This window comes from Pedobacter sp. (assembly GCF_035317785.1).
GTDB lineage: Bacteria > Bacteroidota > Bacteroidia > Sphingobacteriales > Sphingobacteriaceae > Pedobacter.
In genome coordinates, this window is record NZ_DATHGC010000005.1 from 15,016 (window position 1) to 34,922 (window position 19,907).

A 19,907-nucleotide genomic window follows, 5' to 3' on the forward strand; every position below is an offset into this window, starting at 1 on the left:
GACTCAAAAAGGCCCCATCTAATCTATAGAAAAACACTATGAAATATCATATCAAAAATTACGCTCTGCTTGCTGTGCTGACGGCAACATTAATAATTAGTGCCTGTAAAAAGGATAAGGATAAGGGACCTGACGACGATGGCGACAGGCGCGATCTCACCAACGATTCTTTATTTTTGTATGCCAAACAGATCTATTACTGGAATTCTTCGTTGCCTTCATATGAGGCATTTCAGCCCAGGAAGTACACGAATTCCTCAACAGATCTTGGGAATTACGAAAATAACCTCTTTAACATAGGTAAAGCCGCCAATGCTGCGGACTATATTCCAGGAGAAACTTTTTTAAAATATTCTTACATAGAAGACATCACCGAAAGAAATCCTGCCGCTGTCTCTGCAAAACCTAATCCTCAGGCAGCTGTTGACCTGGAGGGCAACGGAAATGACAATGGTTTGCGGCCTGTATTTTACCTGACAGACAATAATACGAGAGCTTATGCGCTTTTTGTTACTGCGGTTTACAGGGGCTCTGATGCAGAAAAAAAGGGAGTTAAGAGAGGCTGGCTGATCAATAAGATTAACGGAACTGCTATCGGCACACATTATGAAAACGAAAGGGCCATGGTCAATGCCACATTGAGTTCAGATAAAGTAACGATTTCAGGTATAAAATATACTAACAAAATTGCCGGGGAGGCATTTAATGTAGAGCTGAATAAGACCAGCTATAAGAGCAGTCCCATTTATCTGTCCAAAATTTTTACAGCCGGAGCGAAGAAGATCGGATATTTGGCCTATGCCCGGTTTTCAAACGAGTCCAACTCATTTCATGTGCTGGATTCTACATTCAATAGTTTCGCCGCTCTTGGGGTGACCGACTTGATTATAGATCTTAGATATAATGGCGGAGGCTATGTGAGCACTGCGGAACACCTGATCAATCTGATCGCCCCGTCCAGTGCTACTGGTGTGATGTATAAAGAATACTTTAATGCCACATTGACCACAGGTAAAGCGACGATCATGAAAAACCAGCCGGTATTGGACGACGATGAAAAGATACAGTATACCAATGGCAGGATTGTAAATTATTTCGATGATATTGACTATTCCGTAGCTGCGAATACCAATTCATTCAGTAAAGCAGGTAATTTGACCAATATAACCAACGTAGTATTTATTGTTTCCGGTAGTACAGCATCAGCCAGTGAACTGGTGATCAACAGCCTGAAACCTAAAATGACAGTGAAATTAGTGGGCGAACAAACCTATGGCAAGCCGGTAGGTTTCTTTCCTATAAGGCTGGAAAACAGGTATGATGTATTGTTTGCATTGTTTGAAACCAAGAATTCCCAGAACGAAGGCGGATACTTTTCAGGGATGGTTCCTGATTATGCTGAAAGTCCTGGAGAAGCAGCTTTCTTTGATGATCCGAGATATGATTTCGGTGAAAACGGCGAACCCTATACTGCCAAAGCCATAAGCGTTTTAAATCCTTCAAATGCAGCAGTGAGCCTAAGAAGTAAAGGTTCCGTGATGAGCATCAACGGTAAGGAGGTTTCTTTCAGTACAATAAACGAAATGAAACCGTTAAAGGAGAATGATGAGTTTAAAGGAATGATCGAAACCAGGCATAAAGTGAAAAGATAATTTCAGTTATTGATACAATTATTTTACATTATTTGCAGATAACTCTTTCAGGTACTATTGCTATTTAAATAGATTAAATGCATATTTAGATAACAAATATGTTATATCATATGTTAGGGGAATCAATAGAGAAAGAATCAATAGAGGTTAATAAAATAATACCTGCGGATCAAAACCATACAGAAGAATTAAGGAATAAATTAAACTCAGCTCAGCGATTGGGTAACGAATTTAAATCTAAAGCAGACATTACATTCAATACAAATGAAGGCGCGAAAACGGTAAATACTACCGTATGGTCAGTAACTGAGAAATATCTTCAATTGAAGAATGGAATACATATTCCTTTGAATAGCCTGATAGATATTGACTTTTAAAAGCTATCGCTTTTTCATCTTTAGCCTTTCTTTAAATATTTTTTGAATATCGCGTTGTTTGTCAATATTGCCCACGATATTCCGGATGGCATTGACCGCATTTTCAAAAAAAATCTTGTTGATGCTTTGATACTCATCACTGGCTTTGTGATAATCCTTATGATCTTCTACGCCAAAATAAAGAAACGGAATGTTTTTAGCATTAAAGGCTCCCTGGTCGCTTTGATTGGTCCAGTCATCAATTCCCTGCTTTGGATCGTCATGTCCAAACAGAACTTTGGGATTGAGATGATCAACAACAAAAAACTTCCTTAACTCAGGATATTTAAATGTACCGCATACATAAAGTTCCCCTTTTTCATTGTGGCTGATCATATCCATATTTATGTTGAGCCTGATCCTGCTCAATGCTACGGGAGGTTTTGCTACAAAGGCTTTTGCACCTTGCAGCCCCATTTCTTCAGCATCAAATGCTGCAAAGATTAAAGTGTTATTTGGCGGGTTCTTCATAAAGTATTCAGCCAGGTAAAGCAAGCCTGCCACCCCGGATGCGTTGTCATCTGCCCCGTTATAGATTTCATTGTTTACAATGCCCAGATGGTCGTAGTGCGCTGAAATTACAATAACCTGATCAGTCTTCCCGGCAATATACCCGACCATATTTGTGCCGCTGATATCAGCGCTGTTTTTCGATTTAAAAGAGAATGCCGATTGGTACCCAGTATTAAAAGATTTCAAGCCTATAGCATCAAACCGGTCCCGGATATAAGATCTTGCCATCCCTGCACCTTTAGTCCCCGTTTTTCGGCCTTCATATTTGTCCGACGACAAAGTTTCAACATCCTTAAGCAGCTGTTTCACGGTTTGCGATTCAGCATTTCCGGCAAAACCGCAGCTCAAAAGTAATATAAGTGAAATAAACAGGCAGGATTTCATAATCTTGTAAGCTGGATGGTGTAAAATTAAAAAAGACTGGACGTATGCCCAATCTTTTAATGACTTTATAATACCCTGGGGAGCTGTGCTTACTAACCCAGGTATGATTTTAATATTTTGCTCCTTGAAGTATGGCGCAGACGCTGCAGCGCTTTGTCCTTTATCTGACGCACACGTTCACGGGTTAAATTGAATTTTTCACCAATCTCTTCAAGAGATAAAGGATGATTTGTACTCAAACCAAAGAACAAGACAATGATCTCACGCTCACGTTCAGTCAGTGTAGACAAAGAACGTTTGATCTCCTCAGAAAGAGACTCATTGATCAGGCTGCTGTCGGTATTTGGCTCGTGGTTTTCCAGTACATCGAGCAAAGTGTTTTCTTCACCCTGAACAAAAGGTGCATCCATGGATACATGCCTTCCGGAATTGCTCAGCGTATCAGATATCTTATCGACTGTGGTTTCTAATATGTCCGCCAGTTCCTCCGGAGAAGGCTCACGCTCATATTCCTGCTCTAACTTGGAAAATGCTTTACTGATTTTACTCAAAGAACCCACCTGGTTTAAAGGCAGACGTACAATACGGCTTTGCTCAGCTATGGCTTGTAAAATAGACTGACGAATCCACCAAACTGCATAAGAGATGAACTTAAAACCCTTGGTTTCATCGAAACGCTTGGCGGCTTTAATCAGACCCAGGTTGCCCTCGTTAATTAAATCTCCAAGAGTTAATCCCTGATTTTGATATTGTTTAGCGACGGACACCACAAAACGCAGGTTGGTTTTAGTTAAACGTTCTAATGCGGCCTGATCTCCCTCGCGTATTTTTCTTGCTAATATTACTTCTTCTTCTGCGGTAATTAAATCTACTTTACCAATCTCGTGAAGATATTTGTCAAGGGACTGACTTTCGCGATTGGTAATCGATTGCGTGATTTTGAGTTGTCTCATTTATATGCTTTGGTACTCGTTATGTGTCTTGAACGTGCAAAAGTAAGGATTTAATGGCAATTAGAAAAGATAAATTACTGAAAACGTTACACTTTACACCTATTATTTATACAATATTTTAACAGCAAAAATTATTCCAAAGTACTTTTGTCAGTATCTGTGTAGTTATATTGTAAAACATGGTTTTATTATTGATTAACAATATGTATATTGTGTGTTACAATAATAACTGATATTAGCAAAAGCCAAAATAATGTTTGTCTTCATGGTGTCAGGAAATAAAATAGGAGAAAGTAATCTTAAAAGTGTCAAAACAGCGTGTACTGATTATAATGAAATTACATTATGCCAATAGTTATTAATCTGGATGTGATGCTTGCAAAAAGAAAGATGTCCTTAACCGAGCTTAGTATGCGGGTAGGAGTGACGATGTCCAATCTTTCCATATTAAAAACAGGAAAAGCCAAAGCGATCAGACTGGAAACTATGGATGCCATATGCCGTGTTTTGGATTGTCAGCCGGGAGATATCTTAGAGTTTCACAGGTAAAGTTTGGCTCATAAAAAAGCCTGTTAAATAATACTGTTTAACAGGCTTAAATGATTTGTTATTTTGGATTAAGTCAAATCTGAAATTTCTGCATCGGGAGCGTTCTTTTTAACAGATTCAATGCCATTGTCTCTGCTCGTCTCACTTTCATACATTTCACTGTTGCCGATAATTTGCCCGTTGGTAGCTTTTAAATTGAAGTATGGTTTGCCATTGGATGAGGTTTTCCGATCGTATTTGCCGTCATCCTGAGCGTTTTTCTTCACAGATTCTATACCATTTGTACAGCCACTTTTGTTGGAATATCCTTCACTCGTTAAAATTACCTGCCCATTTCCCGCCTTTAAATTGAATTGGAATTCACCATTCTTTCTCGTTGTGATTTCAAATTTGCCCATAATCTTTTTAATTTAGTTTTACAATAGATCGTATTTAATAATACAATTTATAAAAAACTGAACAAAACCAAATAATTATTATCATTTTGTTTATAAAGCGGCGATGCCTGCTAAATCAAAAGTCTGATCCAGTCTTATTCCTTTTTCCGTTTGCTGCAACGTACAGCATTCATTTACGGCATCATGCTCAAGGTAAAGAATATATCCATTGTCTGTAGCTTCCTGTAAAAAAGACCGCTTTTCTTTTAATGTTTGCAGAGGGAACATGTCGTACGCCATTACATAAGGTAAGGGGATATGTCCAACAGAAGGCAGCAGGTCAGCCATATAAACAATCGTCTTACCCTTATATTGGATTTGCGGCAACATCATTGCGTCTGTATGCCCATAAGCAAAGCGGATATTTATACCATCATGAAATTGAACCCCATCAGTGTCCTCAACAAACCTAAGCTGACCACTTTCCTGAATAGGCAAAATATTGTCTTTTAAAAAAGAAGCCTTTTCTCTTTCATTTGGATTGACAGCCCAGTCCCAGTGTTTTTTGTTGCTCCAGTAAAAAGCATTTTTAAATGCCGGCCTGAGTTTGTCGCCAATACGGATTATGGAGCCACCACAATGGTCAAAATGCAGATGCGTCAAAAAAACATCAGTGATGTCATCCCTGCTAAAACCCTTTGCAGCAAGCGATCGGTCAAGGCTGTCATCACCATGCAAATAATAATGGCTCAAAAATTTTTCATCCTGTTTATCGCCGATACCAGTATCAACTAATATCAGCCTGTCACCATCTTCAATCAGCAGGCAGCGCATTGCCCAGGTGCACATATTGTTCGCATCAGCCGGATTGCTCTTCTGCCAGATGGATTTTGGAACCACGCCAAACATAGCACCGCCATCGAGTTTAAAAAGTCCGGTCTCAATCGTATGTAAGTTCATATTTGGAATAATTAATCGGTGGTAAAACTAATAAAAAAGGCCGCACAAGCGGCCTTTTTTATTAGTTTTTTGGCGGTAATTTTAGTGTCTGGGAGATGGCATAAGCGCTTTCGCTTATTCAGCGAAAGATGCAGCCATCGAGCAGATCACTATTATTACAAATGTATCACCTCTCCATACGCATCAGCAGCAGCTTCCATAATTGCTTCGCTCATAGTAGGATGCGGATGTACAGATTTAATCATTTCATGACCTGTGGTTTCCAGTTTGCGCGCTACAACGATTTCAGCAATCATTTCCGTCACATTGGCGCCAATCATGTGCGCACCCAGCAATTCACCATATTTTGCATCAAAGATCAATTTCACGAAACCATCTTTAGCACCTGCCGCACTGGCTTTACCTGATGCCGAGAAAGGAAATTTACCGATCTTCAGCTCATAACCAGCCGCTTTAGCTGCTTTTTCGGTATAACCTACAGAAGCAATCTCAGGGCTGCAATACGTACATCCCGGGATGTTGTTGTAATCCAAAGGCTCAGGCTTGTGACCAGCTATTTTCTCCACGCATATGATGCCTTCCGCAGATGCAACATGTGCAAGGGCCTGTCCGCCAACAATATCACCAATGGCATAATACCCTTTTACAGAAGTATTGTAAAATTCATCCACAACTACTTTGCCCTTTTCGGTTTTGATGCCTGTTTCTTCCAGGCCAATGTTTTCGATGTTGGCAACCACACCTGCAGCAGAAAGAACGATGTCGCATTCCAGGGTCTGCATGCCGGAAGCAGTCTTAACCTGTACTTTACAGCCTGCGCCGCTGGTGTCCACAGACTCCACACTTGAAGAAGTCATCACCTCAATCCCCGCTTTTTTAAAGCTTCTCAGCAATTGTTTGGAAACATCCTCATCCTCTACAGGAACCACATTGTCCATGAATTCAACTACAGTAACTTTAGTGCCTAACGTAGCATAGAAATAAGCAAATTCAACACCTATAGCTCCCGAGCCTACCACTACCATAGATTTAGGCTGTTCAGGCAATACCATCGCCTGTCTGTATCCGATCACTTTCTTGCCATCCTGTTTCAGGTTTGGCAATTCTCTGGACCGTCCGCCTGTCGCCAGTATAATACTAGTTGCTGTATATTCTTTAGTGGATCCGTCAGCCCCTTTAACCTCAATCTTATTTCCCGGTTTAGCTTTCCCGGTACCCATGATCACTTCGATCTTATTCTTTTTCATTAAGAACTGAACACCTTTGCTCATGCCGTCTGCTACTCCGCGACTGCGCTTGATCACTGCCGCAAAGTCAGCTTCAGCCTCAGCAGTTTTAATTCCATAATCTGAAGCATGATTGATGTATTCAAAAACCTGCGCGCTTTTCAATAAAGCTTTGGTAGGGATACAGCCCCAGTTCAGGCATATACCGCCAAGTGATTCACGCTCTACAATTGCAGTTTTCAAACCTAACTGAGAAGCCCTTATTGCAGCCACATATCCGCCCGGACCGCTGCCAATTACTATTACATCGTAGTTCATATCTTTAAATAAAGGAATTTTAACTTTAGTCAGCGCCAAAATTAATAAAAATGTTTATTAAACCATGCGGTTTGCGTTTTATGACACAGCCTATATTTCCCTACAGGCACAGCATATATTTGCATACATATATATAGTAGTGTAGATATTACACTATGGATAAACGTTTTTTTAGCTGGAATGAATATAAATTATTGAAAAACTGCTCGTTATAAATTCGTTTTTTGGGTTAAATGTTGAAAAATAATGCTGTTCTTAATAATTATTTAACATTGAAACCAAAATCTTGGATATTTTAATAATTATCTTTGCGACGATATCATTAACAAGATATCTGCACATAAAAAAACAAAAAATATGAAGAAATCTTTACTACTTAAATTTGTGGTGATCCTGATGGCCTTTATAGGATTGCAATCTCAGGTCAGCGCTCAAGTGACTACCTCGTCTTTGAATGGTACCGTAAGGGACTCAAAAGCACCACTTCCAGGCGCAAGCATAAAAGCTACACACAGGCCTACCGGAACAGTCTATGTCGTGACTTCAAATGCTGCCGGACGTTATAGTATAGCAAATATGAGGGTAGGTGGGCCATATTTGATCGAAATTACGTATGTTGGTTTTCAACCGGAAAAAACTGATGATGTTTTTCTGAAATTGGGAGAACCTTTCTTGCTGAATGCAATGCTTAAAGATGAAAGCGCCAATTTGCAGGAAGTTGTAGTTACAGGAACCCGAAATGAAACACTTAACAGGAGACGCACAGGTGCCGCAACTACGATTTCCAAGGAACAAATACAAAATCTTCCTACTTTAAGTCGCAGTCTTACGGATTTTACACGGTTGACACCTCAATCTAACGGCAGTTCATTTGCAGGATCTAACAGCAAATTCAATAGCTTAACAATAGACGGTGCGGTAAATAATGATGTTTTCGGATTAACCACGTCCGGACTTCCCGGAGGACAGGCCAATACGCAGCCGATCTCTTTAGATGCCATTCAGGAAATTCAGGTAGTTATAGCTCCCTATGATATTACTTATGGCAATTTTACTGGCGGTGGTATAAATGCCGTGACTCGCTCTGGTACAAACACAGTGGAGGGGTCTGTATATTTTTTTGGGAGAAATGAAAAACTTGTCGGTAAAAGTTTTGTTGGGGAAAAGGCAGCTGATTTTCATAATATCCAGTATGGCTTCAGGATAGGAGCACCAATCATTAAGGACAAATTATTCTTGTTTGTGAATGCTGAGCAAAGTAAAATTGAACAGCCCACGCTTTTTAACGCAGGCGATGCAGGAGCTGTTATCACACAAGCAGACGCCGCTGTGTTAACGAAGTATGTACAGGATGAGTATGGTTATGATATCGGTGCATCAAACGGTATAGGTGCAAAGACTGAGAGTGACAAGATATTCGCACGTCTGGACTGGAATATCAACAGCAAGAACCAATTGACATTGCGTCACAACTATATTAAAGCGTTCGATGACAATATTTCTAGAACTGGTTCTTTATTTCGCCTTGGAAATAATGCTTACAAGTTTAATAACAGCCAGAATGTTAGTGTAGCTGAACTGAGAACTCAATTCAATTCAAGTTTATCGAACAATTTAATATTTGGCTATTCAAGAATACGCGACTCACGAGAGACCTCAGGATCTTTGTTTCCACAGGTAGAAATCCAAAATTGGGGTGGTATTTCTGGAAAGACCGTTCAATTTGGTTCCGAAAGAAGCTCTACAGCTAACGAACTTGACCAGGATATTGTAGAATTTACGAATAATTTAAAGTTGTTAACGGGTAATCATACTTTTACTTTAGGCACGCATAATGAATTCTTTAAGTTTAGGAATTTATTTGTGAACAACTACAATGGAAGATATAGATATACTAGTCTTCAGAATTTTTATGATGAAAAACCTAACAACGTTGATGTAATTTATCCTGCTACTGCAGGAACATTACCTGATGCTTCTTTCAAAGCAGCCCAGTTGGGCTTCTATTTTCAGGATGAAATTCAAGTTGACAGTACATTCAGGCTAACAGCTGGATTAAGAGTGGATGTTCCCATCTTCAACAATAAACCTGGAAACAATACAGCAGTGGCCGCTTCCTTTCCGGGATACGGCACTAATATCGTCCCAAGCGGACAGCTTTTGGTTTCGCCACGCGTTGGTTTTAACTGGGATTTAACCGGAACAAGATCTATTCAATTGCGTGGGGGCTCCGGATTATTCACTGGACGTGCGCCGTTTGTATGGTTTTCTAATCAGTATGGAAACACAGGACTGGATTATAAGAGTATAGCTTTGAGTGGAACTACTGCTAATAATGCGGGCTTTGAGCCTGATCCAACAAAACAATCAACTGTAGGAACAGCAGGAAGTACTTATCAGGTAAACTTGATGAGCTCTCAATTCAGAATACCACAGACACTCAGAACAAATTTAGCAGCTGATTTCAAATTGCCAGCCGGTATTACTGCAACACTAGAAGGAATTCATTCTAAAACAATTAATAATATTCTTTACAGGGATTTGAACGTTAAACCGTCGGTTGCAAATATTAATCCATCTTTAACGGGTGGCGCAGACAATCGTCCTTTCTACGGATCTAAAGTAAGTTCTACGTATACTGGTGCTTACCTGCTGGATAATACTTCTAAAGGTTCATCTTACACACTAACAGCAGAGCTAAAGAAAAATTTCTTTAACGGGCTATTTGCTACAGTTGCTTATACTTATGGTGAATCAAAAGATGTGAATTCTGGAGCTAGCAGTACGGCCCAGTCAAATTGGGAATTTGTTCAAGTAGTTAGAGATGCAAATAGCCCTGATCTGGTTTATTCTAACTTCGACATACGTCACAGGATTATCGCCAGTTTGTCTTATGGTCTTAACTATGGAAAAAATAAAGCTAGCGGAACAAATATCTCGGTATTCTATGCTGGCAGATCAGGAACACCATTTACTTATTTGTATAATGGTGATTTGAATGGTGACGGTGCTTTCAGTAATGACCTATTGTATGTTCCCAGAACTATTGCGGATATTAAATTGGTTAACCTAACTGTCGGCACAGGAGCATCAGCTGTAACTTATACACCTGCCCAACAATGGGAAGCTTTAAATAATTTTATTAGCAACGACCCTTATTTAAAAGACAAGCGCGGGCAATATACAACACGTAATGGTGGCCGTTTACCCTGGGAACACCAGGTTGATGTTAGATTAATGCAGGACATAGGCGGTATGATCGGTACGTCAAAGAATCGCCTGCAATTGTCTTTCGATATTTTTAACTTCACAAACCTGTTGAATAAGGAATGGGGACGTCAGTTTAACTTCAGCAATCAGGCTTATACTTTGGTGTCCTATTCATCTTCAGGTGGTGGTGGTTATACTTTTTCACCTGCTACGACTCAAAATCCTTATACAGAGTCATTTAGTGCCAGATGGCAGGGGCAAGTTGGCGTAAGATATTTGTTCAACTAAACCTAGTCTTAGGTTGTATAAAAAACGCCGCTCTAATCTAGAGCGGCGTTTTTTTATTACTTCTTCTTCCCCACAACCTCCATTTCCATCCAGTCGTTTGTCCTTTCCGGATCAACACTCCCTTCCATCATCTGTGCGTTCAATATCGCGGTCGGGCTGAAACTTTTACTGTTCATCAGGAAAACCCCTGCAAATGTCTTCTCATAATAATGCAAGGTGAATCCTGTAACACACAAACACCCCGCCTCAGGCTCAAAACTAAAGGTATGCGCCGGAAAGCTCAGCGGATTATAAGAGTATGGGATCTCTACCGACTGTGATGGCAGTGCCGAAAGCCGCCCGTTAACTAGGTCTACCATGCCAACCGTTATGATAAACTTGCAATAGACGATATCCTTAGGAAATTTGATGTCTTTGGGAATATGCAGTTCCGGAAGCGTTATCTCCAGTATATTTCCATTTAAACTTACCTGTGGAATTGCAAAAAAGTTGGCCCTCATCCTGGAATTGATATTGAATTCAAATCCCGCAAGCGCGGCGAAGCTGTCAATGTGGTATTGGTACTCATCAGTTTGCGGATCCCTGACAGCATTCAGACAATACAATACTTCAGGGTTTAACCTGGATACTGCTGTGCCATCGTTAAAATTTCCGATCACTGCCCCCAGGGACCGTCTGATGGATGCTGCCAGGTTGCTGGCTTTTCCAAATTCCCAGGCAGCCTTCCTGGTGCCTTCTGTCATGTGTGCAATAGGGGTATCTGCTTTTATGATCAGCAGTTGCTCACCCCGGTAGCCTTTAAGGACCGTGTTTCCTACCACCCCCTTGTACAATTTACCTTTTAATCTGGCCATTGTCTTTAGTTTTTATGAAATGAATAATTCATCATAAATGGACTATGATCCCTTTATGACTTTAATGTTAGTTGAGGATAAATATAAAATAAGTATAAGATTAGTCCATGTTTTTCTAGCAAAAGTTGGACTAATGTTGGACTAATCCTGGACTAATGTTGGACTTTAAGGCTCGGCATATATCAGACATCCACCAGACAGGTACCACACATATATTGTCTGTTTCAGCACGCAGATTTTACCTGGCCTTTTGTTAGGATAATGTCAGAAAACTTTATTAATCAATGAAATGTAAATAAATAATGTAAAATATTAATTACTCCGATATATTAAAACAGTTGTAGTTATTTCTACATGCTCCCGGGATTTTCGGCATAACATTTATTAATGATAATCGTTAATAAGTAGCGTTCAGGCAAGTAGGAATAATAATTTGATAAAAGTATGAGGGTACAAATCAACAACAGAAAAAATCAGGAAGCGCAGGTTAAGGAATTTCTTAATGAACATTCATTTGAAGAGATCCATGAAATGCTGGATAAATTATATAGCGGATGGGCCCTGTCGGCTGCGATTACCGCAGAGCGTGACGAAAGGCTCAGGACGCTCATTTTCTTTGATGAACTCAAACAGTTTTTTGAGCAGATAGAAGAAAACGATTAGTAAAGGGAACGATTAAATTGCTATTTTGGGTGTTCAAATTTTCAGTCAATATATGAACGCTTTCAAACCGGGTTTTTTTATCGTTGTGATATCCTGTCTGCTGTTTACTGCGGTACAGGCCCAGACCAAAAAGCCAGAATTTAATGTCATCGCCTTCTATACCGGTAAGAACGACAAGGCCCATGTGAGTTTTGTGCATGAAGCTAATAAATGGTTTTCCAAAATAGCGGAGGCAAATAAGTTCCGCTACGATTCTACCAGTAACTGGAGTAACCTCAATCCGGTGTTTCTTTCCAAATATCAGGTAGTTCTTTTTTTGGACACCAGGCCGGAAGATCCTGAACAGCGTAGGGCTTTTGAGCAATACATGAAAAACGGCGGTGCATGGATGGGATTTCACTTTTCTGCATTTGCTTTAAAAGATTCGGCTTATCCACAAAATTGGGATTGGTACCACAATGTTTTCCTGGGATCAGGGCAATATGGCAGCAATACCTGGAGGCCAACTTCAGCAGTACTCAAGGTAGAGGATGCTAAGCATCCGGTAACCAAGAAATTGCCCGCTACCTTTAAATCGTCGCCAAATGAGTGGTACCGCTGGTCGAACGACCTGCGCAAGAATCCAGATATTAAGATTCTCCTGGCTATAGATTCCAGCAGTTTTCCCCTCGGAACAGGGCCAAAAGCTTATGAGATATGGCATGAAGGCTATTATCCGGTCGTCTGGAGCAATACGAGATACCGCATGATATATTTCAATATGGGGCATAACGACATGGATTATGAACATCCGCCACACAATAAGGAGCTGTCGTTTTCATTTGCCAATGAAACTCAGAATCAACTGATATTGAACAGCCTGCTGTGGCTGGGGCCGGCTAAAAAGTAGCCGTTATTAGTGTGCCCAGTAATTTAATCTTCTTTTCGAGTTCTTCATTCCATGGTAGTCCGAAACTCAGCCTCAGACAGTTGTCAAACTGTTCCCGGAGGGTAAACATTCTGCCGGGAGCGATGCTGATATTGTATTTGCGTGCCTGGTCGTAAAGCCTGGCTGTGTTGATCTCCTTCTCCAGCTCTATCCACAGGAAGTACCCGCCCTGCGGTTGTGTAATCTTAGTTCCGGCAGGAAAATATCTGGCGACGGCGCTGCTGTATTTGATGCTGTTGTGGTGCAGTGTCTGGCGCATTTTTCTCAGATGATTTTCGTAACGGCCATTTTTCAGAAACTCGGCTACCACTTCTGAGGTGATGCTGGTGCTGGAGATCGAATGGTTTCTTTTGAGGCTGAGCAGCTTGTCCATGTACTTGCCCGGGGCTGCCCATCCCACACGGTATCCCGGAGCAAGCGTTTTAGACACAGAATTGCAATAGAGCACATTTCCGCTTTCATCAAATGCTTTGCAGGTTGTTGGGCGGCTCGTTCCAAAATACAGGTCTCCATAGATATCGTCTTCAATTAAAGGAACGTTATGGTATTCCAGCAGATTAACCACTTCTTTCTTATGAGCAGCAGGCATGGAGGATCCGCAGGGGTTGTTGAAGTTGCTGACCAGCAAGCAGACTTTGATCTGATTTTGAACCAGCGATGTCTTCAGGGCATCTAGTTCTATGCCGGTATCCGGATTGCTGGGCATTTCCAGTACTTTTAATCCCAGGCCTTTGGCGAGTTGAAGAATGCCAAAATAGGCGGGACTTTCCAGGGCAACAGTGTCTCCCGGCTGTGTCAGTGCCATGAGACAATAAGCCACTGCATTTATGCAGCCGGTAGTGGTCAGGATATCCTTTTCATTAAGGGTGCCTCCCCAGCTGAGAGACCATCTGGCAATTTCTTTTCTGAGTTTTTCATTGCCCTGAACGGGGTCATAGGCGGTACCGCTGCCCGGAAGCGTACGTGTGGCCTGGACCAATGCCTTGTTGAGTTTGGCTACTGGCAGCAGGCTGATGTGCGGCACACCCAGGGAGAGCATGGTGACTTCTGGCCTCCCGCTGTCCTCGTGGATCCGGCCAATGAGGTAATCCAGATCGTCAATGTTTTTTGTAACTGCGGGTTTACTGGAAGCGGGCAGATCAAGCCGCCGGGCTGGCAGCAGTGAAACATAATAACCTGACCTCGGCCGGGTTTCGATCAGAGATCTGCTTTCCAGTTCGTAATAGGCCTGGGTAATCGTACTCATGTTGTAGCCAAGCTCCCGGCAGAGCATTCTTACAGAAGGAAGCTTGTCGCCGGCCTTCAGTACTTCATCTTTGATCTGTTTCTCTATTTTTGCTGCGACTTGCAGGTATAGAAAGGTTTCTTTAACGAGTGGCTTTCGTTGCATGTTTACAATCTGTATTGGTCAAATTTAGTAAAATTGTATCTGTATTGGTTGTTTTATTCAACAGAACTTTGTCTGACAGTTCAATCGAAAAGAAATGGAACCATTATGATTTTTCAAACCACATAACATAAAACCAGATATGAGCAAATTTAAATGTTACCAAATAGACGCTTTTACCGATAAGCTTTTTGGAGGCAACCCGGCATGTGTCGTTGTATTTGAAGAATGGCTGCCGGACGAAATCCTGTTGAAAATCGCGCAGGAAAATGCGGTACCGGAAACGGCTTTTTTCATCCCGGAAGGCGATGGGTTTCACCTGAGGTGGTTTACGCCTGAGTATGAAATGGACCTTTGTGGTCATGCGACTTTAGCAACGGCCCATGTATTGAAAACTGAACTGGGTTATGCTGCAGATGCCATCCGTTTCAATTCCAAAAGCGGAATATTGGAAGTAGCAATTAAGGATGATCAATATACGCTCAACTTTCCGTCGAGGAAGCCTGTTGCTGCTGAATTGCCTGATGCGATCGCCAATGCATTGAGCAAACAACCTCTTAAAGTCTTGAAATCGAGAGATTATTTCCTGGTGTATGAAAACGAGCAGGATATTCTGGAATTGTTAGCTGACAGGGAGAAGTTAAGTACTGTCAATACTGCGCCGGGAGGGATCATCGCGACAGCAAAAGGCAATGAAGCTGATTTTGTATCCCGGTTTTTTGTGCCGGGTGCCTCTATTTTTGAAGATCCGGTTACCGGATCTGCTCATTGTTCCCTGATTCCGTACTGGTCAGAGCAATTGGGTAAAAAAGAGCTGTCTGCATTGCAGTTGTCTGAAAGGGTGGGCAAACTGGATTGCACAGACCTTAATGACAGGGTTTTGATCAGCGGAACAGCTAAAACGTATTCTGCAGGATATATTTTTATTTCTTAAACAATCAGGGATAGGATAGTTTTCATTTTTATCTTTTTTAAAACCAAATACTTAAATGATTGTTCACGAGGTAAGTCCCGGTACTAATACTAAAGATATGGTTAAATTAAATTCGGGAAATCATGAAAAAGAGTGGTTTATTGTTAATTCTGCCATTGGCTGTCGTCATTCTTCAATATTGTCATCCTACTGACAAAACAGAGGAAATGGGTGATACAACAACAGCAATCGACCATACTGTTGTTGGTGTCAGTAAAGCTCCTGATCGGGAGACATTAGAAAATGAAATCCAGACTGCGATGTTTATTGAAAAGGCAGCATTGGGCGGAATGCTGGAAATGGCATTGGGCAAACTTGCGGGCGAAAAAGCCCTAAGCCTTCGGGTAAAGGATTTTGGAAGACTGATGGAGCTTGACCATGTCCGGATCAATGCCGGTTTGAAAACTTTATCCTTATCAAAGGGACTAAAATTTCCTGTTTCCCTGCCCGCGAAAGACCTGGAACAAATCAGTGAAATGAGCAAGATGGAGACAGAACACTTTGAAAAGCTCTATTTAAAAATGATGGTTGAAGACCACAACAAGTATATTGAACTTTTTAGCGGGGCAGGCAAGAGCCCTGATGTGCTGGTCAGTGACTTTGCCAGCAAGTATCTGCCCGTTTTGGAAAGACACCGGCTAAAAGCGCTGGAAGTTCGTGAAACGATTCAATAAAATATTGAAATCCACACAGAAATTGTTCAAAAAGAATGGCAGTCATCCCAGCCTGCCTGTAAGCAGATGGCCGCAAACCCGCATACCGGCTTTTAATAAGGTCGCTTTTGAGGCTTTGTTTTTTACATTGCATCTTGCTGCCGGAATTCTGTTCATCCGGTACGCTTCTTTTTTCAATTCTTGCGCAATCAGGCTGCCAAAACCCCTTTGCCGGTAATTTTCCTCTACTTCATAATACATATCAATGAAAGGAAAATTGTAATTCCATACGTAGCCGCCGCTGGCAACGGTATTCCCGTCCTGTTCCAGTACGTATGAAGGATCCTCATCTGTAATTGCTTTTTGTTTGAATACCGTGTTGGGTATTTTGAGTTTAGTCTGGAAGCTGTCTTCAAACAATATGGCTTCTACATGGATGATGCTGGCGCGATCAAACAGGACCGAAGTCAGTAAAGTGTCATTGGTCTGGCATTCTATAAATTTAGCCCTCGAAGTTTTTTGAAATTCTGAGAAGATCTTATCAGTTAAATGCCTGAAAGGCCTTAACAGGTAAAATTCAAAAACTGCGTCCCTGTCCTCACGCCGGTCTTTACCCCAAATCGATCCGTAACCAACTTTCATTTCATTTATGGTAAAAAGATAGGTATCTGCCCACCCCGCGCCGTGACATTTATTATAGATGAATGGAAAAGGGCGCTCTGCCAGGAACAAATCCCGTAACGCCTGGATCTCCGTTAATGAGGTCTTGATCACTTTGGCTTTCATTACGACGAGTAGTTATATGCGCTGAAGTTTACAGAAAATGTTTCCATGATATTCTCCTTTACTAGTCTCTTACAGATGAATTCCGCAGTGCCTAACCAGATATCATAAACAATATATCTGAATAACAATCCGGACAAAGATTGGTTCAAAACCTTTCAAACTATATTTATTGATCCATTTATTCTTATATTTAGTCTTAAACCCGTCAAAAAGGTACAGGCTTGGTTTTTAAGTTCTGCTTTGAGTCATAAACAGTTAATCATGGAGACTATAATTGTGCAAGATACTGATGAAGCCGTATTAGACGTTCTGACCCTTGCTTTACAAATGGAAGGTTTTGAGGTATTCTCGCTTACGGAGGTCAACGGAAATTTTTTAGACCTCATTGATCAGATCAGGCCCCACGTTGTCATGCTGGATTATAAATTGCATGGAGATGCCTGTATTGGGATCTGTCATCAGATCAAAGGGAAATACCCTCATTTACCTGTTCTGGCATTAAGCTGCAACAACAATATCAATCAGGAATACAGGATCAACGGGTTTGACGGCTATATTGAAAAACCCTTCGATCTGTCCCTGCTTTATAAGATTCTGAGAAAACACATTCCAAAACGTTAAAACTGGGCACTGGTTCGCTGGATTGAACTGCCATCCATAGCTTTCTTAAATTCATATGCTTTCAGGTGATCTGCCAGATAACAGCTGACCCAGGCTTCGAGTTTGTCCTTGTTCTCATAAAGCGCTATCCCAACGGGCTTTCCGCTGCAGCGGAAAGAATAGATTCTGGTAAAACCCTTCCGTTTGATTTTAAAAACATCTACGCTGTTCCCGGCGTAACAGGCGACAAAAAGAAACCGCTGATCTCTTGAAAGTGCAATGGTTCTTGGTTGCAGATGTGTATTAACCTTAAACAAAGATTTACCCGTGCCTGCTTTAAAGCAACCAATTTGAGCGATCGCGTTAAAAGAAATGAATAGATTTCCATTACTATCCAGCAGCAGATGGCGTGGATTTGTTGGAACAGACAGGTTCTTTTCGATTTTCCAATTTTTATTATTGATCACAGTGATCTTGTTCCCACCCATAATCGCTACATATGTCTTTTTATTTTTATCATCTACGGCGATTCCTCTTGGGATCGCAGGTAAATTTATAGTCGCTATTTTTTTTCCGTATGGCGCTAGTGTATCATTCAGCTTTAAAATACTTACTGATTTTGAACCCCAGTTGCTCACTGCCAGGAATTTGCTGTCTGCAGTTTCGGCAATAACTTTGGGTATTTGTCCGGTACTGATCAAGGGAAGGTACACGGTGTCCTGCTTCCGCTTTTCGAAATCTGTAATATAAGCAACCTTACCTGGTAAAATAGAAGGTGGTTTCCTCTGAGGTAAAGTGTCCATTACTATCGGGACTACACCACCGGCATTGTGCAGGGAGACCCACAAGATTTTATCCTGATGACTGAAACAAGCCTCCACAGGTTTTTCTGCGAAAGATGGAATAGCTCTGTTCAGGGAATAATCCCATCCCCTTGCTCTGGTTGGTTTAAAGTTAATTTCCCTGAGGAGTTTTTTGCTTTTCCGGTCAAATTCATAAATGCACATCCCTTCCAGGCTGAGCGCATACAGTTTTGTTCCGCTCGAATTAAATAATAAGGACTTTACGCCTATGGATACGGGAAGATCCTGCGACGCTTTAAAAACCAATGAATATGCTCCCGATTGCAGGGAAGTGTCCTGCAATGTTGGTTTTAGAAAGGTATTGTTTTGTATTTTAACTGCGGGTGAGTTATTCCCTGAACTAAATCCCAGGAAACAAACGATATATGCCAAATTCAAAAAGTTTTTCATTTGAGTATTTTAATGCATAAATCATTGGCCGCTCCTTCTTTTCAGGGATACCCGCTTAAAAACAGGATAAACAAATAATTACTGACTTTGTTTAAATTTCGCTAACAACTGATAGCTAAAATTAGTTCTGAACGGACCAAATCCGATACCGGATATGGCACTTGATTTATGTTTTCTGTACAGATCGAAAGGATCACAATTCAATTGGAATATTTTCACTGTGTCCCGAATTAATTGGGAGGCATTTTTTGTTTTATGATTATTTTTAGTGCGTTTAATGAATAATTAATGTTTTATTAAGCATTTGCACGGTACTTTATAGCTGATATAAACCAAATGTGATTTACTGTATGAAGAAACGCTGCAAAACCCTAGATTCAGTTATGAAATCAATTCTAAAATCCTTAAGCTGCTCAGCGCTGATAGGGATCTGTATGCCGCTTTGCAGCATCGCCCAATCTAAACACAGCAAGCAGACGGAATATCCGTCTTACAAAGGCCTGGTCATGGCAGGCTACCAGGGCTGGTTCAGGGCCGAAGGTGATGGCACCAAATCCAGGCGTTGGGCATACGGTACTGAAAACCGCAACGGGATAGACATCTGGCCTGATGTCAGCGAATATGAAAAGACCTACAATACGCCTTACAAACTCAGTAATGGGGAAACAGCGAAGTTCTTCAGCTCGCACGATAAAAGTACTGTTGATCTTCATTTCAAATGGATGAAGGACTACGGTGTGGATGGTGTGTTTATGCAAAGGTTTTTTGGCAATGCGAAAAACAGGGACACAGAATCGGCCACGATACTAAAAAATGCGTTTGAAGCGGCTTCAAAGAATGACAGGGCAATCGGGATCATGTATGACCTTTCCGGACTGGGCGCCTCAAATGAGGATTGCTCTGCGCTGATCGCGGACTGGAAATACCTGGTAGACGAACTTAAAGTAACCAATCAGACTGGTAA

The 19,907-nt window shown here is 41.2% G+C and carries 18 protein-coding genes and 1 pseudogene; 10 read left to right on the forward strand and 9 right to left on the reverse strand.

The features are described from left to right. Positions 1-38 precede the first annotated feature (38 nt). Positions 39-1,652: a S41 family peptidase gene (locus VK541_RS00610; protein ID WP_324365848.1), complete on the forward strand. Its 1,614-nt coding sequence runs from the start codon at positions 39-41 to the stop codon at positions 1,650-1,652. A 110-nt stretch (positions 1,653-1,762) separates the two neighbouring features. Beyond that, positions 1,763-2,029, forward strand: coding sequence for a hypothetical protein (locus VK541_RS00615; RefSeq protein ID WP_324365850.1), 267 nt, complete (start codon positions 1,763-1,765; stop codon positions 2,027-2,029). A gap of 3 nt (positions 2,030-2,032) precedes the next feature. Here VK541_RS00615 and VK541_RS00620 read toward each other — a convergent pair whose 3' ends face one another. Together VK541_RS00620 and VK541_RS00625 are read right to left on the reverse strand one after the other, a co-directional pair. Next, positions 2,033-2,890 (reverse strand): M28 family peptidase, encoded by an 858-nt coding sequence (locus tag VK541_RS00620; RefSeq protein WP_324365853.1) that lies wholly within the window; start codon positions 2,888-2,890, stop codon positions 2,033-2,035. A 167-nt stretch (positions 2,891-3,057) separates the two neighbouring features. Further along, positions 3,058-3,918, reverse strand: a complete 861-nt coding sequence (locus VK541_RS00625; RefSeq protein ID WP_008242129.1) for a sigma-70 family RNA polymerase sigma factor — start codon at positions 3,916-3,918, stop codon at positions 3,058-3,060. A 345-nt stretch (positions 3,919-4,263) separates the two neighbouring features. On the opposite strand from VK541_RS00625, the gene VK541_RS00630 reads away from it, so the two are divergent. Further along, positions 4,264-4,467, forward strand: a complete 204-nt coding sequence (locus VK541_RS00630) for a helix-turn-helix transcriptional regulator (RefSeq protein WP_324365872.1) — start codon at positions 4,264-4,266, stop codon at positions 4,465-4,467. 68 nt (positions 4,468-4,535) lie between these two features. On the opposite strand, the gene VK541_RS00635 is transcribed toward VK541_RS00630, so the two are convergent. The 3 genes from VK541_RS00635 to lpdA all read right to left on the reverse strand — a co-directional run bounded on the left by VK541_RS00635 (position 4,536) and on the right by lpdA (position 7,348). Continuing rightward, a complete protein-coding gene (locus VK541_RS00635) occupies positions 4,536-4,865 on the reverse strand; it encodes a YegP family protein (RefSeq protein WP_324365874.1) in 330 nt (109 codons plus the stop codon). 90 nt (positions 4,866-4,955) lie between these two features. Further along, positions 4,956-5,804 carry an MBL fold metallo-hydrolase gene (locus VK541_RS00640; RefSeq protein WP_324365876.1) on the reverse strand — a complete coding sequence of 283 codons (849 nt, stop codon included), beginning with the start codon at positions 5,802-5,804 and terminating at the stop codon, positions 4,956-4,958. 155 nt (positions 5,805-5,959) lie between these two features. Then, on the reverse strand, positions 5,960-7,348 hold the full coding sequence (gene lpdA, locus VK541_RS00645) for a dihydrolipoyl dehydrogenase (protein WP_324365878.1): 1,389 nt from the start codon (positions 7,346-7,348) through the stop codon (positions 5,960-5,962). 357 nt (positions 7,349-7,705) lie between these two features. On the opposite strand from lpdA, the gene VK541_RS00650 reads away from it, so the two are divergent. After that, the gene (locus VK541_RS00650) at positions 7,706-10,846 is read left to right on the forward strand and encodes a TonB-dependent receptor (RefSeq protein ID WP_324365880.1); all 3,141 of its coding nucleotides are present in this window, start codon (positions 7,706-7,708) and stop codon (positions 10,844-10,846) included. Positions 10,847-10,902: 56 nt separating this feature from the next. On the opposite strand, the gene VK541_RS00655 is transcribed toward VK541_RS00650, so the two are convergent. Further along, complete coding sequence (locus VK541_RS00655) at positions 10,903-11,700, reverse strand: hypothetical protein (protein WP_324365882.1); 798 nt, start codon at positions 11,698-11,700, stop codon at positions 10,903-10,905. 444 nt (positions 11,701-12,144) lie between these two features. On the opposite strand from VK541_RS00655, the gene VK541_RS00660 reads away from it, so the two are divergent. Then, a complete protein-coding gene (locus VK541_RS00660) occupies positions 12,145-12,363 on the forward strand; it encodes a hypothetical protein (protein WP_324365884.1) in 219 nt (72 codons plus the stop codon). A gap of 52 nt (positions 12,364-12,415) precedes the next feature. Continuing rightward, positions 12,416-13,252 carry a ThuA domain-containing protein gene (locus VK541_RS00665; RefSeq protein ID WP_324365886.1) on the forward strand — a complete coding sequence of 279 codons (837 nt, stop codon included), beginning with the start codon at positions 12,416-12,418 and terminating at the stop codon, positions 13,250-13,252. Here the strand turns inward: VK541_RS00665 and VK541_RS00670 are convergent. Further along, positions 13,242-14,681 carry a PLP-dependent aminotransferase family protein gene (locus VK541_RS00670; RefSeq protein WP_324365888.1) on the reverse strand — a complete coding sequence of 480 codons (1,440 nt, stop codon included), beginning with the start codon at positions 14,679-14,681 and terminating at the stop codon, positions 13,242-13,244. The genes VK541_RS00665 and VK541_RS00670 overlap by 11 nt on opposite strands. A 139-nt stretch (positions 14,682-14,820) precedes the next feature. Between VK541_RS00670 and VK541_RS00675 the strand changes: the two genes are divergently transcribed. Then, the gene (locus VK541_RS00675; RefSeq protein WP_324365891.1) at positions 14,821-15,612 is read left to right on the forward strand and encodes a PhzF family phenazine biosynthesis protein; all 792 of its coding nucleotides are present in this window, start codon (positions 14,821-14,823) and stop codon (positions 15,610-15,612) included. A 122-nt stretch (positions 15,613-15,734) separates the two neighbouring features. Then, positions 15,735-16,325, forward strand: a complete 591-nt coding sequence (locus tag VK541_RS00680; protein ID WP_324365893.1) for a DUF4142 domain-containing protein — start codon at positions 15,735-15,737, stop codon at positions 16,323-16,325. Positions 16,326-16,367: 42 nt separating this feature from the next. Here VK541_RS00680 and VK541_RS00685 read toward each other — a convergent pair whose 3' ends face one another. Beyond that, the gene (locus VK541_RS00685) at positions 16,368-17,090 is read right to left on the reverse strand and encodes a GNAT family N-acetyltransferase (protein ID WP_324365895.1); all 723 of its coding nucleotides are present in this window, start codon (positions 17,088-17,090) and stop codon (positions 16,368-16,370) included. 261 nt (positions 17,091-17,351) lie between these two features. Here VK541_RS00685 and VK541_RS00690 point away from each other — a divergent pair, with 261 nt between their 5' ends. After that, positions 17,352-17,711: a response regulator gene (locus VK541_RS00690; protein ID WP_324365897.1), complete on the forward strand. Its 360-nt coding sequence runs from the start codon at positions 17,352-17,354 to the stop codon at positions 17,709-17,711. Here VK541_RS00690 and VK541_RS00695 read toward each other — a convergent pair. Then, positions 17,708-18,943: a YncE family protein gene (locus VK541_RS00695; RefSeq protein ID WP_324365899.1), complete on the reverse strand. Its 1,236-nt coding sequence runs from the start codon at positions 18,941-18,943 to the stop codon at positions 17,708-17,710. The genes VK541_RS00690 and VK541_RS00695 overlap by 4 nt on opposite strands. A gap of 383 nt (positions 18,944-19,326) precedes the next feature. On the opposite strand from VK541_RS00695, the pseudogene VK541_RS00700 reads away from it, so the two are divergent. Further along, a pseudogene (locus VK541_RS00700) lies at positions 19,327-19,907 on the forward strand (xylosidase); the annotation flags it as partial.

What these genes read in the sequence shown, in the direction of transcription:
- VK541_RS00610 (WP_324365848.1), top strand. Translation starts at nt 39, where the DNA reads ATGAAATATCATATCAAAAATTACGCTCTGCTTGCTGTGCTGACGGCA.
- VK541_RS00615 (WP_324365850.1), top strand. Translation starts at nt 1,763, where the DNA reads ATGTTAGGGGAATCAATAGAGAAAGAATCAATAGAGGTTAATAAAATA.
- VK541_RS00625 (WP_008242129.1), bottom strand. Translation starts at nt 3,918, where the DNA reads ATGAGACAACTCAAAATCACGCAATCGATTACCAATCGCGAAAGTCAG.
- VK541_RS00630 (WP_324365872.1), top strand. Translation starts at nt 4,264, where the DNA reads ATGCCAATAGTTATTAATCTGGATGTGATGCTTGCAAAAAGAAAGATG.
- VK541_RS00635 (WP_324365874.1), bottom strand. Translation starts at nt 4,865, where the DNA reads ATGGGCAAATTTGAAATCACAACGAGAAAGAATGGTGAATTCCAATTC.
- VK541_RS00640 (WP_324365876.1), bottom strand. Translation starts at nt 5,804, where the DNA reads ATGAACTTACATACGATTGAGACCGGACTTTTTAAACTCGATGGCGGT.
- lpdA (WP_324365878.1), bottom strand. Translation starts at nt 7,348, where the DNA reads ATGAACTACGATGTAATAGTAATTGGCAGCGGTCCGGGCGGATATGTG.
- VK541_RS00650 (WP_324365880.1), top strand. Translation starts at nt 7,706, where the DNA reads ATGAAGAAATCTTTACTACTTAAATTTGTGGTGATCCTGATGGCCTTT.
- VK541_RS00655 (WP_324365882.1), bottom strand. Translation starts at nt 11,700, where the DNA reads ATGGCCAGATTAAAAGGTAAATTGTACAAGGGGGTGGTAGGAAACACG.
- VK541_RS00660 (WP_324365884.1), top strand. Translation starts at nt 12,145, where the DNA reads ATGAGGGTACAAATCAACAACAGAAAAAATCAGGAAGCGCAGGTTAAG.
- VK541_RS00665 (WP_324365886.1), top strand. Translation starts at nt 12,416, where the DNA reads ATGAACGCTTTCAAACCGGGTTTTTTTATCGTTGTGATATCCTGTCTG.
- VK541_RS00670 (WP_324365888.1), bottom strand. Translation starts at nt 14,681, where the DNA reads ATGCAACGAAAGCCACTCGTTAAAGAAACCTTTCTATACCTGCAAGTC.
- VK541_RS00675 (WP_324365891.1), top strand. Translation starts at nt 14,821, where the DNA reads ATGAGCAAATTTAAATGTTACCAAATAGACGCTTTTACCGATAAGCTT.
- VK541_RS00680 (WP_324365893.1), top strand. Translation starts at nt 15,735, where the DNA reads ATGAAAAAGAGTGGTTTATTGTTAATTCTGCCATTGGCTGTCGTCATT.
- VK541_RS00685 (WP_324365895.1), bottom strand. Translation starts at nt 17,090, where the DNA reads ATGAAAGCCAAAGTGATCAAGACCTCATTAACGGAGATCCAGGCGTTA.
- VK541_RS00690 (WP_324365897.1), top strand. Translation starts at nt 17,352, where the DNA reads ATGGAGACTATAATTGTGCAAGATACTGATGAAGCCGTATTAGACGTT.
- VK541_RS00695 (WP_324365899.1), bottom strand. Translation starts at nt 18,943, where the DNA reads ATGAAAAACTTTTTGAATTTGGCATATATCGTTTGTTTCCTGGGATTT.